The sequence below is a fragment of the Bradyrhizobium sp. USDA 4486 genome, assembly GCF_054057995.1.
In genome coordinates this window covers 4,661,280-4,677,221 of sequence record NZ_JBSRZV010000001.1, presented here as the reverse complement: position 1 = coordinate 4,677,221, position 15,942 = coordinate 4,661,280, and the positions used below count along the sequence as shown (strand labels likewise).

At 57.7% G+C, this 15,942-nt stretch carries 10 protein-coding genes and 3 pseudogenes; 6 read left to right on the top strand and 7 right to left on the bottom strand.

Annotated features, from left to right (window positions below):
• The first annotated feature begins 16 nt into the window (after nt 1–16).
• The 5 genes from rtxC (at nt 17) to ACVWY3_RS22565 (ending at nt 5,542) form a co-directional block, all read left to right on the top strand.
• Nucleotides 17–1,075, top strand: coding sequence for a dhydrorhizobitoxine desaturase (rtxC, locus tag ACVWY3_RS22585; RefSeq protein ID WP_456840452.1), 1,059 nt, complete (start codon nt 17–19; stop codon nt 1,073–1,075).
• 29 nt (nt 1,076–1,104) lie between these two features.
• Entirely contained in the window at nt 1,105–1,890 is a 786-nt protein-coding gene (locus tag ACVWY3_RS22580) for a gamma-glutamyl-gamma-aminobutyrate hydrolase family protein (protein ID WP_456840451.1), read from the top strand.
• 129 nt (nt 1,891–2,019) lie between these two features.
• The gene (locus tag ACVWY3_RS22575; RefSeq protein ID WP_456840450.1) at nt 2,020–2,922 is read left to right on the top strand and encodes an EamA family transporter; all 903 of its coding nucleotides are present in this window, start codon (nt 2,020–2,022) and stop codon (nt 2,920–2,922) included.
• On the top strand, nt 2,919–4,205 hold the full coding sequence (locus tag ACVWY3_RS22570; RefSeq protein ID WP_456840449.1) for an ATP-grasp domain-containing protein: 1,287 nt from the start codon (nt 2,919–2,921) through the stop codon (nt 4,203–4,205). The genes ACVWY3_RS22575 and ACVWY3_RS22570 overlap by 4 nt, the downstream gene beginning before the upstream one ends.
• Complete coding sequence (locus tag ACVWY3_RS22565; protein WP_456840448.1) at nt 4,205–5,542, top strand: glutamine synthetase; 1,338 nt, start codon at nt 4,205–4,207, stop codon at nt 5,540–5,542. The genes ACVWY3_RS22570 and ACVWY3_RS22565 overlap by 1 nt, the downstream gene beginning before the upstream one ends.
• 491 nt (nt 5,543–6,033) lie before the next feature.
• Here the strand turns inward: ACVWY3_RS22565 and ACVWY3_RS22560 are convergent.
• A pseudogene (locus ACVWY3_RS22560) lies at nt 6,034–6,186 on the bottom strand (plasmid pRiA4b ORF-3 family protein); the annotation flags it as partial.
• 115 nt (nt 6,187–6,301) lie between these two features.
• Nucleotides 6,302–6,454, bottom strand: a complete 153-nt coding sequence (locus ACVWY3_RS22555; RefSeq protein ID WP_456840447.1) for a hypothetical protein — start codon at nt 6,452–6,454, stop codon at nt 6,302–6,304.
• Nucleotides 6,455–7,393: 939 nt separating this feature from the next.
• Here ACVWY3_RS22555 and ACVWY3_RS22550 point away from each other — a divergent pair.
• Complete coding sequence (locus tag ACVWY3_RS22550) at nt 7,394–9,649, top strand: hypothetical protein (protein ID WP_456840446.1); 2,256 nt, start codon at nt 7,394–7,396, stop codon at nt 9,647–9,649.
• Between the two features lie 119 nt (nt 9,650–9,768).
• On the opposite strand, the pseudogene ACVWY3_RS22545 reads toward ACVWY3_RS22550, so the two are convergent.
• The 5 genes and pseudogenes from ACVWY3_RS22545 to ACVWY3_RS22525 form a co-directional block, all read right to left on the bottom strand.
• Nucleotides 9,769–10,247 (bottom strand): annotated as a pseudogene (locus tag ACVWY3_RS22545) (IS5/IS1182 family transposase); the annotation flags it as partial.
• 286 nt (nt 10,248–10,533) lie between these two features.
• Nucleotides 10,534–11,586 carry an IS110 family RNA-guided transposase gene (locus tag ACVWY3_RS22540; protein WP_456840445.1) on the bottom strand — a complete coding sequence of 351 codons (1,053 nt, stop codon included), beginning with the start codon at nt 11,584–11,586 and terminating at the stop codon, nt 10,534–10,536.
• Between the two features lie 14 nt (nt 11,587–11,600).
• Nucleotides 11,601–12,254 (bottom strand): annotated as a pseudogene (locus tag ACVWY3_RS22535) (IS5/IS1182 family transposase); the annotation flags it as partial.
• Between the two features lie 325 nt (nt 12,255–12,579).
• Entirely contained in the window at nt 12,580–13,263 is a 684-nt protein-coding gene (locus ACVWY3_RS22530; protein ID WP_456840444.1) for a response regulator transcription factor, read from the bottom strand.
• Nucleotides 13,260–15,935 (bottom strand): PAS domain S-box protein, encoded by a 2,676-nt coding sequence (locus ACVWY3_RS22525; RefSeq protein ID WP_456840443.1) that lies wholly within the window; start codon nt 15,933–15,935, stop codon nt 13,260–13,262. Before ACVWY3_RS22525 ends, ACVWY3_RS22530 begins: the two co-directional genes overlap by 4 nt.
• Nucleotides 15,936–15,942: the final 7 nt, after the last annotated feature.

The following is a 15,942-nucleotide window of genomic DNA, read 5'->3' as shown; positions in this document are numbered from 1 at the left end:
TCAGGAGGAAGTTCTCATGAATCAGGCAGATGCTTGGAAATTGAGGTCATCACGCTATGAGGCCGTTCAATTCAGCCGAGAGATCAATAAGCAGCTCTCTGAGCTGAGACCCGACAACATAACGGGAGCTGCTTATATTGCCAAAGATTACGCTGTCATCACAGCGTGCACGCTCGCGACTGTGTCAGTCTCATGGTGGCTCTACCCGCTGGCCGTCCTTCTAATTGGTGCCTACCAGCGCGGATTGACAACCATCGCTCATGATGCGGCTCACCGCACGCTCGCGAAGAACACGACCTGGAACTACGTCCTGGGCATTCTGTTCGCTTCGTATCCCTTGTTCCAGCGCCACTGGGCCTATCGGATCTCGCACGTCTATTTGCATCACCCCTATCTTGGAGACCCGGATAAGGACCCCGACCTGAAGTTCTTCCTGGCCAGCGGCGTTTACGACGTGCAGCCTCCGGAGCGGTACGCTTTCAACATGATCTGGAAGCCGATCTTCGGCGGCGCGACGGTGGCGTATCTGAAGTATCTTTGGGCGAATCGATTTTCGGTCACAGATGTCGAGGATCAGAGCCGCTCAGGCATACTTATCGACAAGTATGGCTTCTTTCTCTTCTGGATCAGCATCCTGGGTGGGTCATATGCTGTTGGGCTGCTCCATATCGTCGTCCTGTTTTGGATCGTGCCCTATCTCACCACGTTTCAGATCCTCGGCTGGTTTATAGAGCTCGCCGAGCACTCACCTATGTGCGAAACCGAGACGCAGAACGTCTATCTCACCCGGAATCGGAAAGGAAATTTCCTCGAGCGGGCCATCCTCGGGCAGAATTTGGATGAGTACCACCTTGAGCATCACCTTTCGCCGGGCATCCCGTTTTGGCTGTTGCGCAAAGCTCAGAAAATCCGAATGCAGGATCCGAACTATGCGAAGGTTGCCGCGACCTGGGGCGGGCTCTTTGTCAAGGGACCTCAAGGTCAACCTAGCGTCATAGATCAGTTAAAAGAGCGAAATCGACGGTTGTATGAGCAGTCCGTTGCCCAGGTTCGCACACGAGGGCAGGTGGCGTGACGTTGCTACGGCCAGAGAGCACCCGAGCCGTGGTAGGCGTCACTTCGAACCGTCTTCTGGTCGATGCTGTGCATCGCGACTGGTTGCGGCGCAAGTACTTGCAGGCACTCCATCGTCATGCGGGCGTGGCTTGCGTCATATTGCCGACGGTCGACGCCGAAGATGCGAGGGAGGAGGTCGTCCCAGCGATCATGCGCCGGCTCGACGGCTTGGTGTTGACAGGTGATGAATCGAACATCGACCCCTCCGTCCTGAGAGCGCCCGCGTCCTTGACGGAGCATGACCAGCAGGACGTTGAGGTTGGGATCCTCGACCGTCCGCGGGACAGGCTCTCTGCCGTAACTATAGAGAGCGCCATCGCGCTCGGAATGCCTATTCTGGGCATCTGCCGTGGGCTTCAGGAACTCAACGTCTATTTCGGCGGCACGCTCCGCTCATCGCTTGCGGAGTGGAGGCCGGAAAGTGGCGCGATGCATGCCGAGAAGCCAGATCGTCCAAGAGACCGCCAGTACGACGCCGCCCACAGCGTCAAGATATGTTCCGATGGCGCGCTCTTTCCAATCGCGCGGATGATCGAAGCGCAAGTCAACTCGCTGCACAATCAAGGCATCGAGGCGCTTGCCCCGGCGCTGAGGCGGGAGGCGTGGGCGCCTGACGGTTTGGTCGAGGCGGCTTCGGTCATTGGCGCCCCGACGCTGCAAATCGGTGTGCAATGGCACCCCGAATGGCACGTCTCAAGCGATCTCCTCAGCAAGCAATTGTTCAAGGCGTTTGGAGAGGCGTGTGTTGGCTACTACCGGACTAAGAAGAGCTAGAGGCGGATTGTGACATTTCAAACCAAACGTGGTCCGTGCACGTCGAAAGGACATTCCCTCGGAGCCGACGCACGCGTCCGGTCCTGCGAGGGCCGCGCGTCGCTTCGCGGGCACAGGAAGACTGGACGATTGGCGAATCGCTACGCTTTGGGAGTGTTCCTTGTGGAGCTTTATGTCGTCGTGAGCGCGGCAGGTGAGGTTTATGCAGCGTCGTACTTTCAGCAAGCGGATGTGTTCGTCGCGCTCCTGCTGTCCTTCGCCGCGGTATGTCTGATATTCAATCTCCTGGCTCGCCACGAGGGAGAGGAGGCAACGGTGGCGAAATGGTCGCTCCTGGTCTTCGTCGCGCTCAATGTCGTGACAGCAATCAGCTGGATCGGTTTATTTATCGGACTGAAATACGCCGAACCCGCGATCGTCGTCGCCTTCATGGTCGCACTCGGGCCCACCGCGACAGTGTGGTTAAACGCATTGATCAGGCGCCAGGGTGCCCCTCCAGCATCCGATATTGTCGTGAGCGTTACGATCGCAACGATCGGCAGTTACATGATTTGGATCTCGGCCAGCGGCAACGCAGGTGTGGAGTGGGGGGCTCGATCGTCCTTTGGCATCGTCTTGGCAATCGTGGCCGGGCTATCGCTGGCTCTTACAAATATACTCGTCAAACTGCTGTTCGACCATGGGTTTTCTGGCCGACAAGTCCTGGCGCATCGCTTTTATGGAACGATTCTCTTGCTGCTTGGACTGGTCGACTATTCATCTATCGTGCCTGAGATCTCGCAGCATTGGTTTGCGATCGCAGCAATTGGGCTGTCGACGATCATTGTTCCATTGCTCTTGATCCAGCAGGGCATTCGGCGCGTAGAGCCCTTCACCGTCAACATGGTCCTGTCAACCGCCCCTATCATCACCTTCCTGTTCCAGTACTTCGATTCTCGCATCTTGCCTTCGTCACATACGTTCATTGGAAACGCTCTCATTACGGCTGTCGCTGTCGGCAACATCTACTTGCAGTATCGGAGATCCGCATGAAACAACGGAATTGTGTAATCGTAGACGCATACTCTACCGGTCGATACCTACCGGAAGAGTTCAAGCGCTATGGAATTGGAACGGTGCATGTGATGTCGGCTGCAGAGATTGCGCCCATATTCCGATCGCATTTCAATGCGGATCTTTATGATGAAGTCATTCGCCCCAGCGAGGGGATGGGCTATGACGAAACCGTTGAATATCATCTTCAGGCTCTGCATGGCCGGGAATTGGAGTTCGTTATCGCGGGCTGCGAGACCGGAGTTGAACTCGCCGATTCTTTGGCGGAGCGGCTGGGCTTGCCGTCAAATGGAACCGCGCTATCCGCTGCTCGGCGTGACAAAGCGCGATTGTCTTGCGCGCTGACCTCTGCAGGCGTGCGATCCATCAGACAAGTCGTGTCCGACAATCCTGTAGAGATCGCGAGCTGGAAGCGTGAAGCGAAGTTCGATCAGATCGTGATCAAGCCGCTGAACAGTACGGGTACCGAGGATGTATTCTTTTGCTCGATAGATGCTGATATTCAGCGGGCTCTAAGCACAATTGTCGGGAAGACGAACCGTGTCGGAGTGTTGAATCGTTTTGCCCTCGGGCAAGAAAAAATAAGCGGCCAGCAGTACACCGTAAATGCCGTCTCGATCGGCGGGGAAGCTTTCGTTACAGAGGCCTGGACCTATGACACGGTTCCTATTGAGGGGGCATCATCGGTCTGCTCACTTGAGAGATTGTTGGACGGCAGCGAACCAATCGTTCAGGAACTATCCGACTATTTGTTGCGTGCGTTGCAGGCGCTACAGATCGTCGACGGACCGGCTCATGCTGAGATCATCGTCGATGATCGGGGACCGGTTCTGGTGGACTTCGGAGCGAGGCTTCAAGGGACCATGTCGGCAAAAGCACGAACGATGGCGTTGGGGCACAACCATATGAGCCTGACGGCCTGGCGCTACGCAGATCCCAAGGGCTTTGGTGAATATATGAGGCTGCGCGGGCCCTACAGGCGGCAGGCTCACGCACTTTGCGTCTCGCTGATCTCAGATATGGGCGGTGTCGTTGCCGGTTACCCGGGACTCGAAGCAATCCGCGAGCTCCCGAGCTTCGCGGATGCCATTGCATTTGTTCCAATTGGTCATGACCTGGTTCCCACGATCGACTTGGCGTCGACACCAGGCATCGTTTATCTGGTGAATAGCGACCTGACTCAGCTTGAGAATGACTATCGCAAGTTGCGAGCAATGCGGATGGACCAGGTCTTCGAGTTAGTGATGCAGGATCGCGACTAATGCCAACTGATCCCAGGTTGACCGGAGCGAATCCAGCCCGCTCGGCGATGGTCGGCGTAAGCGACTTCGATGGCGTTCTGCGAGGCAAACACGTCTTAGGTGAAGATCTCTCGGATGGAGACAAAGTCGTCAAGTTCTCTGAAGCGGTGCTGGCGTGGGATTGTGCGGACCGGGTCATTCCGGCCAGTTTTACGCAAAAGCCGCTATCAGCGTTCGGGGACGCTGACCTGCGTATTCTGTCAGGCACCGGCCGTTCGGTGTCTCATCTCGGCGATCAATATCTCTACCTCGCGGAGTTCACGGGCCCACATGAGAACATTTGCCCGCGCGGTGTTCTGCGCAGGGTCTTGCGAAGGGCTGCTGACCACGGATACGACTGCACTGTCGGGTTCGAGTTTGAATTCATGCTGTTTAAGGAGAACGCAGACACGATTGAAGAAAAGCCGTTCGGCGAGTGGGCTCCTTTAACTCGCGGCCCGTTCGGCTACTCGATTGCGCGCTCTGTCGCGCAACATGAGCTGTTTGATGAGATCTTGGCGCTTTGTGAGAAGGCTAGAATACCTCTCAGCGGACTGCACTTTGAAACGGGACCTGGCGTGGTCGAAGCGTCACTTCGTCATTGTGATGCGCTGGAAGCTGCCGATCGAGCAACCGTATTCAAGTCGATGATAAAGGCCTGGGCGCAAACGCGAGGCATGATGGCTACATTTATGGCCAAGGTTTCCGAGGAATGGCCCGGCCAGTCCGGGCATATTCACATCTCTATGTCCTCGGATAGTCAGAATGCGTTTTACGACGGTGATGCGTTCGGCAACGTCTCGAAGCTTATGAGGCAATTCATCGCCGGACAACTAGAATACATGAATGAGTTCTGTGTGCTCGCTGCGCCGAACTTCAACAGCTACAAGAGATTGGTACCTGGCTGCTGGGCACCAATCTGTCCAAGCTGGGGAGTTGACAACCGCTCCTGCGCAATTCGCACCATTCCGGGAGAGCCATCTGCCCATCGCCTGGAGTATAGGCTGCCTGGCGCAGACCTGAACCCATATCTCGCGCTCGCAAGTGCGATTGGTTCGGGAATATTGGGTGTCGAGACAGGTCCGGAACTGCCGGCTTCGATCGTCGGTGATGCAAGCGCGGAAATGTGTCAGCCGTCCGCGAGACTGCCTCAAAGCCTATCAGAGGCAACTTCTCGGTTTGCAGAGTCTGCGGCGGCAAGTGATGTCTTCGGAGAAAGATTTGTCGAAGCGTTTTCTTGCTCGCGCCGTTGGGAGTGGGAAGCCGTTCAACATCGGGTCACCGACTTTGAACGTCTGAGATACTTCGAGATCATTTAGCTTGAGCTCTTCGACAGTTCTGAACTTCATTCCTCTGGCTTGCCCGCCACACTATTGCGGCTGCCTGTTCCGCTGATGTTGGACTTCATATGGAGCAAATGTGCGTTACTCGTTAAGTGAGGACCTCGGGAACGTTGAGGAGGTCTGCTGTTGTCTGCTCTGTGGCAGCAACCGGGATTGCTCCGTTGGGATGCTAGATTATATCTAACGTCCGGTCCTTCTCGTGAGCTTTACATCGGCAAGCAGATGGTGGAGCTCAAGCATGCGCCCGGTTGGCAGCTATCCCACGCAAGCCGACGAGCGTGCGCGCGCTTGCCTGGGTTGGTCCCAAAGCGGCAAGACAAACGCTGCGGTCCGTCAGCCAGAAACTCACTCCGGCTGAAGTGAACGAGCTGAAGTTCCTCGCCTCTTCATTGCCGAGTTGGCTTGCAGACCGGTAAGCGGATTGTAAGCGTAGCTCTGCGGCCCTTTTGATGATTGACGCTTGACATCTATTTGAGTCGCGTGCCTCGACGCCGCGGCTTCCAAATTTTGGACAATGCGCTGGCGCCGGCATCGAGTATCCTCGGGGCGACGAGGTTGGGATCGAACTGTGCTGGCGTGCCCCAGAGGCGCATATTTTCATATTCCAGATGGGTAGGGTCGCCGCTGGCGTCGAGGTATTCGGCATAGCCGGGCGCACCGCCGACGTCCTTGAGTGGGAGGGAAGTCCCTCTATGTCGTGGTGTCGAACCATTTTTCGAGTTTGATCACTTGGTCTCAGCTGTCACCGAAGTCATAGAAATAATGGATCGTCTTCGCGCCGATCTCCTGAACGATATTGAAGAGCCGCCGCGTCACCTCCGGTTCTGAGAGGTCACCTTGATCCGGACCGCGGTCGTGTTCAGGCCCATGCCGCCAGCCTCGGATCATCTGCATGCATCCTGTAGGTCGACGCTCAAGCCGTCCAAGGCAGCCAGGAGATGCTGTCCATTGATTGGAAACCACCTTGACAGCACTTTCGATACGTCAGGCGCTGAGCGCGGCATTGAAGATTGAGCGGTGGACGCCATTTCTTAGTAGCGCTTTCGATAATCGCAGGGCTGATTGCCTCAAAGCAGTTTGGAAAGGCCGGGGGGACCTGACAACGCTCTTGCCGATGTTTCTGCTGATACCCTTCGGCGGTATCCTTCTCGTCTTCGGACATGCACTGGGATACATGCATCTCGAAATACCTGCATAATCGTCGCGATATCGGTCGGAGCAATCTTGGTGGTGGATTGGCGCTCGGTGTGCTTGGCACGCTCACTGCGCTATTTTTATGAGCGTATTCTAAGTGCGCTTACTGGCCAGCACCCTCGGCGAGGTCCCATTCTGAAAAGGACTTGCGCAGCGTAGGTTCTGCTCACTCGAACGCGAGAAGAAGAGGTCGAGTTGACGGAACGTTCCACATCGAGCCAGATCTACGCATAGTTGGATCCGAAACTCTTTGGTCGAACAATAGCATCTCCTCCCGGTTAATAAGAGCTTTGCTGCTGCCGAAAGCCTGACAATCGACCCTGCGGTTCGCCATGCTCGACGGCTTCCGGTATTCGGGAATGACTTTGGCAGGGCCATTTCTGACAGCGCACATTTCCATACTGGTCACGGCGAGGCGGCGGAATGCGGACCGGCGCTACAATCGACTATCCCGCACCTTATGGGTCATCCCCATTGCTGCCTCAGCACCACAACAGCTTCCATGAAATTGGAACTCGGACGGCGGGGTTGTGCATTCGGAGAGCATCCGCCGTGAGCCGGCCGTCAGCCAGCCGTCAGCCAGGCGGCCTATCCAGGGACGCTGCGCATTGTTGACCGTATTGGAGATGGAACATGACGGGCATTGGCCGACCTGGCGAACCGCACGTTGGGGCTGCGGGAGCCGACACCACGTCGGTATCGAGCAGTGCGCATTCGGAGCCAAATTTTGTCCCTGCGGAAGGCCACCGAGTTTTCAACTCCGTCGTGGAGCGGATGCGCTTAGCGTCTGAAGATGGAATGGCGACGCTCGCGAGCCTGCCCTCAGGTTCGGGTGTGGCAGTCCCCATTTCCTCAAGCGGTGAGGGGATCAACGCAGCGAAACAAAATATGGACGACCTGCTTGAGGAACTTGATGCTTGCCACAGTGCTGCCATGGGCGCTCAGAGCTCGTCTGAGGCGCAAGAGCTGATCGATCAGGTTGTCAAAGCAGGCGCAGCAGTTCTGGACTACTACGCGAGCCTGTCTCCAGATGTAGCGCGCAGCATTCTGTCCGAAGATCAGGCTCGCCGAATTCGCGACCGGACTCTGGATGCGGGGAACGAATGCAACGCGCTGGCCCAACCGACTATCTACGCCTTGGAGAAGAGTAGGGAGAACGCGGGAAAGATACTCGAGCGGATGCGCCAATCCAATGCTCCGCCCGACCAGCTAATCCGAGCGGCTTCCAGTGTGGCGAAACACTATTTGGCCTGCACGGAGTGGTGGGAAAAGAAGGCATTGCGCTCTGAACGGATGCAGTCCGTCTGCGCAGCCACTGCCAGCTTGCCAAGTGCAACGGCCGAAATGCGACAGGCCGAACAGGCGACACTACGGCTGCATACCGGCTGGGCACTGAATACGAGGTGTGTGCATCTGCAATCGCAAGTCCTTCTCGCGCGGGTCATGATTGAGTCGCACGCGAGCACGCTCGACCCGGCCGTCAGGCAAATCCTCTTGGGTGAGAACGGTCGGGCGCGTCTACTCGGAACCTTCATGGGCGATGTTGTTCCGGCATTCCTCTCAACGGGCGACGCTGTTCTGCACAGCAAAGGACAAGCCCTCGACGCAGAGCACTGCGCCGTTCTGGAAGGGGTCATGGAGCGGCTATCGGAATTTGCGTCGGCGTTGCCCAACATGGTTGCCGAGCTAAGGAATAAGGGAGCAAGTCCCGAGCTTCCGTTGGATCTGTTGGATCAGATCGTGGAAGGATCGTGGGTCACTGCCCATGAGGTCATGCGCCTGCTAGCAGTGCAGCCGAAGACACCAGCCATCATTGCACCGCCAACGGAGGCTGGCCTTGCGTTACCGGCCGACACTGCTGGCAACGAGCCGGCGGCCGAAGGCAGTCCAGCGCGAAGGAAAGGGAAGGGCAAGCGGAGGCAGGCCGGAGGTGCGGGGAGCTCGGCAGCCGGGCAGCCCGAGCCGCAGCTCGCTAGGCCCGAAGCCGACACGGCGCGAACCACCAAGGTTATTGTGCTCTCGGATCTGGGCACGAAGAAACTCGCGAGCGCGGAAGAGGCGCATACGAGGATGTCATCGTCCGCGAGGGAACATTTGGCAATATGGCAGGCCCCGCCATCGAAGGAGACACTGACGCGCCTGCTCGCGCGATTGGACGAACTCTTGCAATTCGATCTGCGCAGTGAGCAAAGAGCCGTTTCGCAAGCGCGCCACATGAAGCCCGAAGATGCCGAGCACGTCGTGGACACCGTGGTTGAGCGGCTGCAGAGCCAATCCGCGGAGATTGAGGCCTGTGTAACCGCGCTGGACGAACCTCGCCGACGCGGCCTACTCACGCCTATCCAAGTGCCCGAAGTGCAAAAAAAAATAGTCCGCCTCAAGGCGATGTTGTCGGAGGTTAAGGGGCAGGCACGTACTGCGAAGGCGCAAAAGGCTTCGATCGAGATCGATTGCATGAAGACCTATGCGTTTCCCTCGCAGAAGTACCTCGAACGGTTGCAGGCGGCCGAGGAGTTGGCTCCGTTGGAGTCACCGCGCGCGCTGAAGGGTGAGCCAGGAACGCTGTTCGAGCTCAAGCTGCAGCCTACGCCACTGCGCAATGGTACGGTGAATCCGATGTGGGTGCACATCCATACGAAGCGGCCGGTCTATGCGTGGCAGTTAACGACATTGGATGAGGCCGAATTCGCCGCTTGCCACGTGAAATCCAACGAACAGCGCGGCTACAATCGCCTCTGGCAGAACGCTCGAGCTGCAACGGGTCACGAAGACGTCGTGATCCACCGCGGCAAGCTCACGCCTGCGTTCTGCAAGTCCTTGTTAAGTTCCGCTTTTAGCGGCTATCCAGGGTATCCTTTTGCCGGGACGGAGCGCGGGGCGCGCAGGTGACTCGATACGAGACTAGTTAAGCGATAGAGTGCCGCTTGTGGTACGGCATCGGTCTTCTTCGCATCCGGATCCAGTGGCCAAATGAACCGCACTTTGGCCTCCAGGCTCCAACTCCTGAGTTAAGAAGCCGGATTGAGCTGTGTTGGAAAGGCGAGCGTTCGCCATTAGCAACTCGAGGAAGAGGCCCAAGAGTTCTCTGAGCCGGGCGAGGACGCGGCTGGAAGTCGTCGCCGACGGCCGAGAGGACGACATTAGCGGCGTCGCCGGCGCGGCCTTTGAGGTAGCAGCGGCTTTCGGCCTTCATGTGCGCGATGATGGGCTCGATGACAGAGCGACGGCGCAGCTCGCGCTTGATAACACCGAAGGTGCTGCGCTTCTGGCCGGAGATGAAGATGCGACGGGGAGTCTGCGCATCGTGGCCGCGGTACCCCTCGTCGACATAGGCCCGCTCGATCGGACAGCCGGTGAGCGTCTCTGTGCGCTCGATGACGTCCCGCAGGGGGTGCTCATCATACGGATTGTCGGGCATTGCGCTCGCGTGCAGCACGAACACTCCGCCGGGAGCGCGGCGATTGTTGGTGACGACGAAGGCCTTCACGCTCTATGGACCACGCCCGCGTTGCAAGAGGAATCGACAAAGGGATGAAGCGGTTTGCGCCAATCTATCCGGCTTCAATTTGGGGCTGTTGCCCCGAGCCATCATGGATATCCGCTCACTTCTGTCCTCAATAACTCGCCGGCCTCAAGAAGGGCCATGGAGTCGAACCAGGCTTCAGAAGTGTCGGTGGAACCGTTTCTCCATTCGTCCTTTCCGTCTCGCAAACCTCGGCGGGTTATTGTGCCTTCTGATCCCGACCTTGGATTTTCCTTTCCGGCCCTGTTTCTTATGCGGTGCGGCCCAGGAGGTTGGCGTCGTAGTCACGGCCCTTTGCGAGCATGCTCCAGGCCATGCGCGCAAGTTTTGCGGCCAGGGCAACAACCAAGACATTGGAGTGGAGCCGCTTCGACGCTGCCTCTAACCAGGCTGCGAAGCCATGCCGAGGCCAACTCTGACGCTGCAGAAGTACGGCTCTGGCACCTTGAATAAACAGCGTTCGCAGGTACCGATTACCGCGCCTCGATATGCGCCCGAGAATGGTTCGATCGCCGGTCGAGATTTGCTTTGGTACCAGACCAAGCCATGCTGCAAAGTCTCGGCCTTTATGGAAGGCATCACCCGTTCCGATGGCGGCGACCATCGCGCTTGAGATGATCGGCCCGACGCCGGGCGCACTCATTAGGCGGCGACAGTGTGGATCTTGATCAGCGAGTTCGTCGATTTCTTTCGTCAATGACGCGACCCGTCGGTCGAGATAGCGCCAGTCCTCGGCCAAGTCCTGAATGAGCTGGATCACGCGAGGCGATAAGTTGTCGTTTGGCGCTGAGAGAATCTGAGGAAGTGCCAGTCGGAGTGCTGCCGCTCCCTGCCGCACTGGTAGCCCTCGCTCAAGCAAAAAGCCCCGGATTTGATTGATGACCGCCGTTCTCTGCGTCACCAATCGACTGCGAACTCTGTGTAGTGCCTGTAAATCAAGTTGTTCGGCTGACTTCACTGGAACGAACCGCATTGTCGGCCGCTGAGCGGCCTCGGCGATCGCTTCAGCATCCCGAAAGTCATTCTTGTGACCCTTGAGGTATGGTTTGACGTACTGCGCCGGCAAGAGCCGTACTTGATGGCCTAATTTCTCGAGCCTGCGCCCCAGATGATGTGCGCCTGCACACGCCTCCATTCCGATCAGACAACGCGGAATATTGCCCAGCGACTGGTCAAGCTGATTTCTCGACCGCTTCTTGCGTAGCGTAATTGCGCCTGTGGCATCGAGACCGACGACGTGGAATGTGTTCTTCCCGAGATCGATGCCGATTGTGACAAGGTTCGTATTCGACATGGCTTGCACTCCTGCTGCTGCCCCCCGCCGGGCTGCACGTTGCCGCTGAGAGCGGGCGTGGTCCATGCCATTAACTCGTAAGGCGCGGCGGCCTTGGCTTTGCCGATGCACTCCACCTCCGGACCATGGAAGGAATAAAGCTTCCAGCCGCGCTGGCGCTGCTGCTGCGAACGAATCTGCGCGGCCCAGCCGAGCGAAAGGGCGAAGGCCTCCTCCAGTGCCGGCTGGCCCTCGATGTTGCGGCGGATGTCGCGAATAATTGGGCCGAGCCTGCTACGCAGGATGCGCAGCTGTCCCTGATGCCGCCTGAACTGTTTGGCGCGAGCGGGAAGCCATCATCGCGGCGGCCTTGGCCACGCGAGCATAGGATTGCCGGACCTGACCCCGTGCCTTCTCGCGAACTGATTGAGGCCCTTGATGCCCGCATGCAGCAGCTCGGCATCGGTCGGAATGGTGATGGCCTTCGGCTGCACTGTGGTATCGACCGTGACGCGCTTGAGGTCCTGGCTGCGTAACGTGCCGGCCTCGTGCGCCACCCGCAGGCGCTCGGTCCGCAGCAGCTCCAGCTTGTCGCCGAGCCGCTTGCGCCAATGGCTCAGGTCTGAGCGCTCCTGCGTGAAAGCGTGCTGGAAGAGCTCTAGGTCGTGAACCCAGCGCTCGCACCCCCCCTCATCGGTCTATGATAGTGCCGAATTGCGTGAAGAACTCGATGAGCGCGGAACCAAGCCGGTTATTCCAAACCGCAGCAATCGCAATCAACCGTACGGCTTCTCAAAGCGTTTTAGTCTGCTCCGGGCTCCCCTGTGTTTGGTCGAGGCAAATATTTGGGCGATGTAGCCACGCGATTTCAAAAGATTCTCTGTCGCCGCACGGACTGAGGCGTCGTCGTCAACGACGGAAATCAAAGGCGTGGACAAGACGAGCCCTCCTGAAGGGGGAATAGCGGCTGCAAGCATTAGCCACCTTGCGCGAAAAGTGGGCTCGACCGATGAAGTTGTAAAATCATACTTGGGTTTGTTCAGGACGATTAGCGCGAATTCCCAGTGTCTCAGTCATTCTGATCAAGTCGGCCAGCGAGCGTGCACGCATCTTTTTCATTACTTTTCCGCGGTAGATCTTGACCGTAATCTCGGCGAGCCCAAGCTCGGCGGCGACCTGCTTATTCATCAGGCCGGCAGCGACCAGTTTCATCACCCCCTGCTCGCGGGGGCTTAAGGTCTCAAATAAAGACTGCAGGTTCGCGACCGTCCGCTGAGCCTCCCGTCTTTTGCGATCGCGTTCGGTTGCCGCAACCACGGCATCAAGCAGTTCCTGATCGCGAAACGGTTTGCTGAGAAAATCGACGGCTCCTTCCTTCATGGCTCTGACGGTCATTGGAATGTCGCCATGGCCGGTAATGAAAATGATCGGGATATGTATGTTCAACCTCGCTAGCTCAGTCTGGTAGTCAAGCCCGCTCAAGCCTGGCAGCCGGACATCAAGAACTAGACAGCTAATAACCTCCGGAATTGTGCTCTGCAGCATTTCGCGGGCGGATCCGAATGCAATGACGTCCAACCCTACCGATTTAAAAAGATTGGTAAGCGAGCGACGCATTGAGATATCATCCTCGACGACGAAGACGGTCGCCTTTGTCGAGGCCTCGGGATTGCTGCCTTCATCTGACGCGTCAAATAGTGCTGTCACGAGACGGCCTCCTTATGCAGCGGCAAGGCAAACTGGAACGTCGCGCCCGGTCCATTTTTGCGGACCATTGACAATCGTCCTCCATGAGCTTCCACGATCGACCGGCAGATCGAAAGACCCATTCCAAGGCCAGTCGATTTGGTGGTGAAGAAGGGATCCAAGACGCGGTCCGCGTCGTTCTCGGCGATGCCGACGCCGCAATCGGTCACGGCAAGGTGGACGTGCCCCACATCGTCCTTCGATGATTGAATCAGCAGTTCGCGCTTCCTGTCTGTAACTGCGTCCATGGCTTCGATTCCGTTCATCACCAGATTGATGATCACCTGTTGAAGCTGAATCCGATCGCCGAGGATCCTAGGTAGTCCTTCCGTCAACTCGGTCCGTAATGTCACTCGGTGGCTCACCAGCTCTCGTGTTACCAGCGCAATGACGTCCTTAACGACCTCATTGATATCGAGCGGCACCATCTCAATCTCGCCTTTCTTCGCGAGCGCGCGAATACGACGGATCACCTCGCTGGCCCGGATTGCGTCTTCGATGATCCACTCCACCGAAGAGCGCGCGGCGGAAAGATCAGGCGCTTCCCGGCCCATCCAACCGAGGCACGCATCCGCGTTGCTGATAATAGCGGCGAGTGGCTGGTTTATTTCGTGGGCGATGGAGGTTGTCAGCTCTCCTAACGTCGTTACACGCGTCACATGCGCAAGCTCCGACTGCGCCTTTCGTAGTTCTTGTTCGGCTTGATCGGCGCGAATTGTAGCGGTGATGTCGGTGCTGACGCCACGGTAGCCGAGAAACTTGCCCTTTCCATCGAAAAAAGGCTTGCCACTCGTGCGGACGTAGATCGGAGAACCTGTCCGATTCACGGTGCGATAGACGAGATCCCGAAACGGAAGATGGGCTTCCAACGTCGCCCGATGCTGCCGCCACTTCTCGGGTTCCTCTTCGACGTCGCACGCAATGTCCCAGCGAAGCAGGCCGAGCAATCCGGTCGCCAAAATTCCCGCAGCGCTGGTGTGCTCGGACAAGCGAGTGACCTGATGATCCGGCCCGGTCTCCCAGAGCCAGTCGGAAGCTGTTTCGGCGTAGTCGCGAAAGCGCTGTTCGCTCTCGCGCAGCGCGGCAAGTGTGTTTTCCAGGCGTTCCCTAGCTGCGTGTTGCTCGGTCACATCCATATGTGTTCCGATCAGCTCGCTGACGTTACCATCGCTGCCGATCACCACGTGCGCAACGGAGTGTATGCGTCTTATCTCGCCATCCGGTAGAAGGATACGAAAATCATATTCGAACCGCCCCTCCCTGTGTTCAATCGCCTGGCGCTGCACCTCCTCCAGCCGCGGCAAGTCCTCCGGATGGATGCGCGATCGAATGGTCTCGATCGATACCGGCTCTTGTGGGCTAAAGCCAAACAGGCGATCGACCTCGGCGGACCGATATATGAAATCTAGACCGTAGACGTCCCAGGACCAGCTGCCTGTGTGACTGAGATGCTGGGCCTCGGCCAGATAGGCCTCGCTGCGGCGCAGCTGCTGTTCTGCTCGCCTTGCCGCGGTAATATCCGTAGCTGCCCCAACAAACTCGATGTCCCCAGAGGCTGTTCTCGTCGCTCGTGCCTGCGCATGGATGTGCTTTACCGAGCCGTCCGGTAGTAGAAGCCGGTATTCGTGCTCGAAATCGCTCGGGTCTCGCATCGCGCGATCGATAATTTCTTTAACCGAAGCCCTATCATCTGGATGAGTGCGCTCAACGACGAGCTGGGGCCCCGGCGGCACCGTGTCAGGATCTAATTGGAAAATCCGAAACGTTTCCTTGGACCAGAAGGCCTCGCCCGTAGTGGGGTTCCAGCTGAAGCTGCCTGTGTGACTCAACTCCTGCGCCTGGGCCAAATGTGCTTCGCTCCGCTGCAAGGCGAGTTCGGTCCGCCTTCGCTGCGTGATATCTTCGCAGGCGATAAGGACAATGGGCTGCTCATCGCCCCAGAGCATGGCTTTGGCGTTTTCACGTACCCACAACACCGAGCCGCCCTTCCTGACTTTCCGGACGTCCCACGTGCGCGTCTGTCCGACATCCTCAAGGCACGTCCGAACGCATTCGCGAACGAACGCGCGATCCTCCTCGAGAAATACGTCCAGCACGGATCGACCGACCAGTTCAGCAGGAGCATAGCCGAGTTGTGTCGCGCCGAGCGTATTGACGTTGAGGACAGTGCCGGCTTCATCGACCATGAAGTACATGGCGGGATTGTGCTCGAAGATGGCGCGCCACCGCTTTTCGCGATCCTCCAAATCGGCCGCACTCCGCTGAAGCTTGGCCGCAACCACACGCGCAGCCTCTCTTTCGTGGCGGAGCTTTCCGATCAGTTGCGCTCCCACAATCGAGGCAATAAAGAATGCAACAACCACCGGCAGATCTTGGGGGTCATCGATTCGCAGGCTGAACGCCGGCGGCGCAAAGTAGTAAGCGAGAGCAGCGATGGCTATGATGCAAAGCGCGGACGACGCGATGAAGCTGCCCATCAACGAAAACAGCAATACCACTAACAAATAGGCGAACGCCGTCGCGGCGAAATGCGCCTGAAGGTACAAGCAAGCCAGTGTTACCACGGCCATCGCTATGCTGCCGAAGGTAAACTGAGGGGCTGAACGTTCTAAACTGCTGATCGGGCTACGCATTCTGATT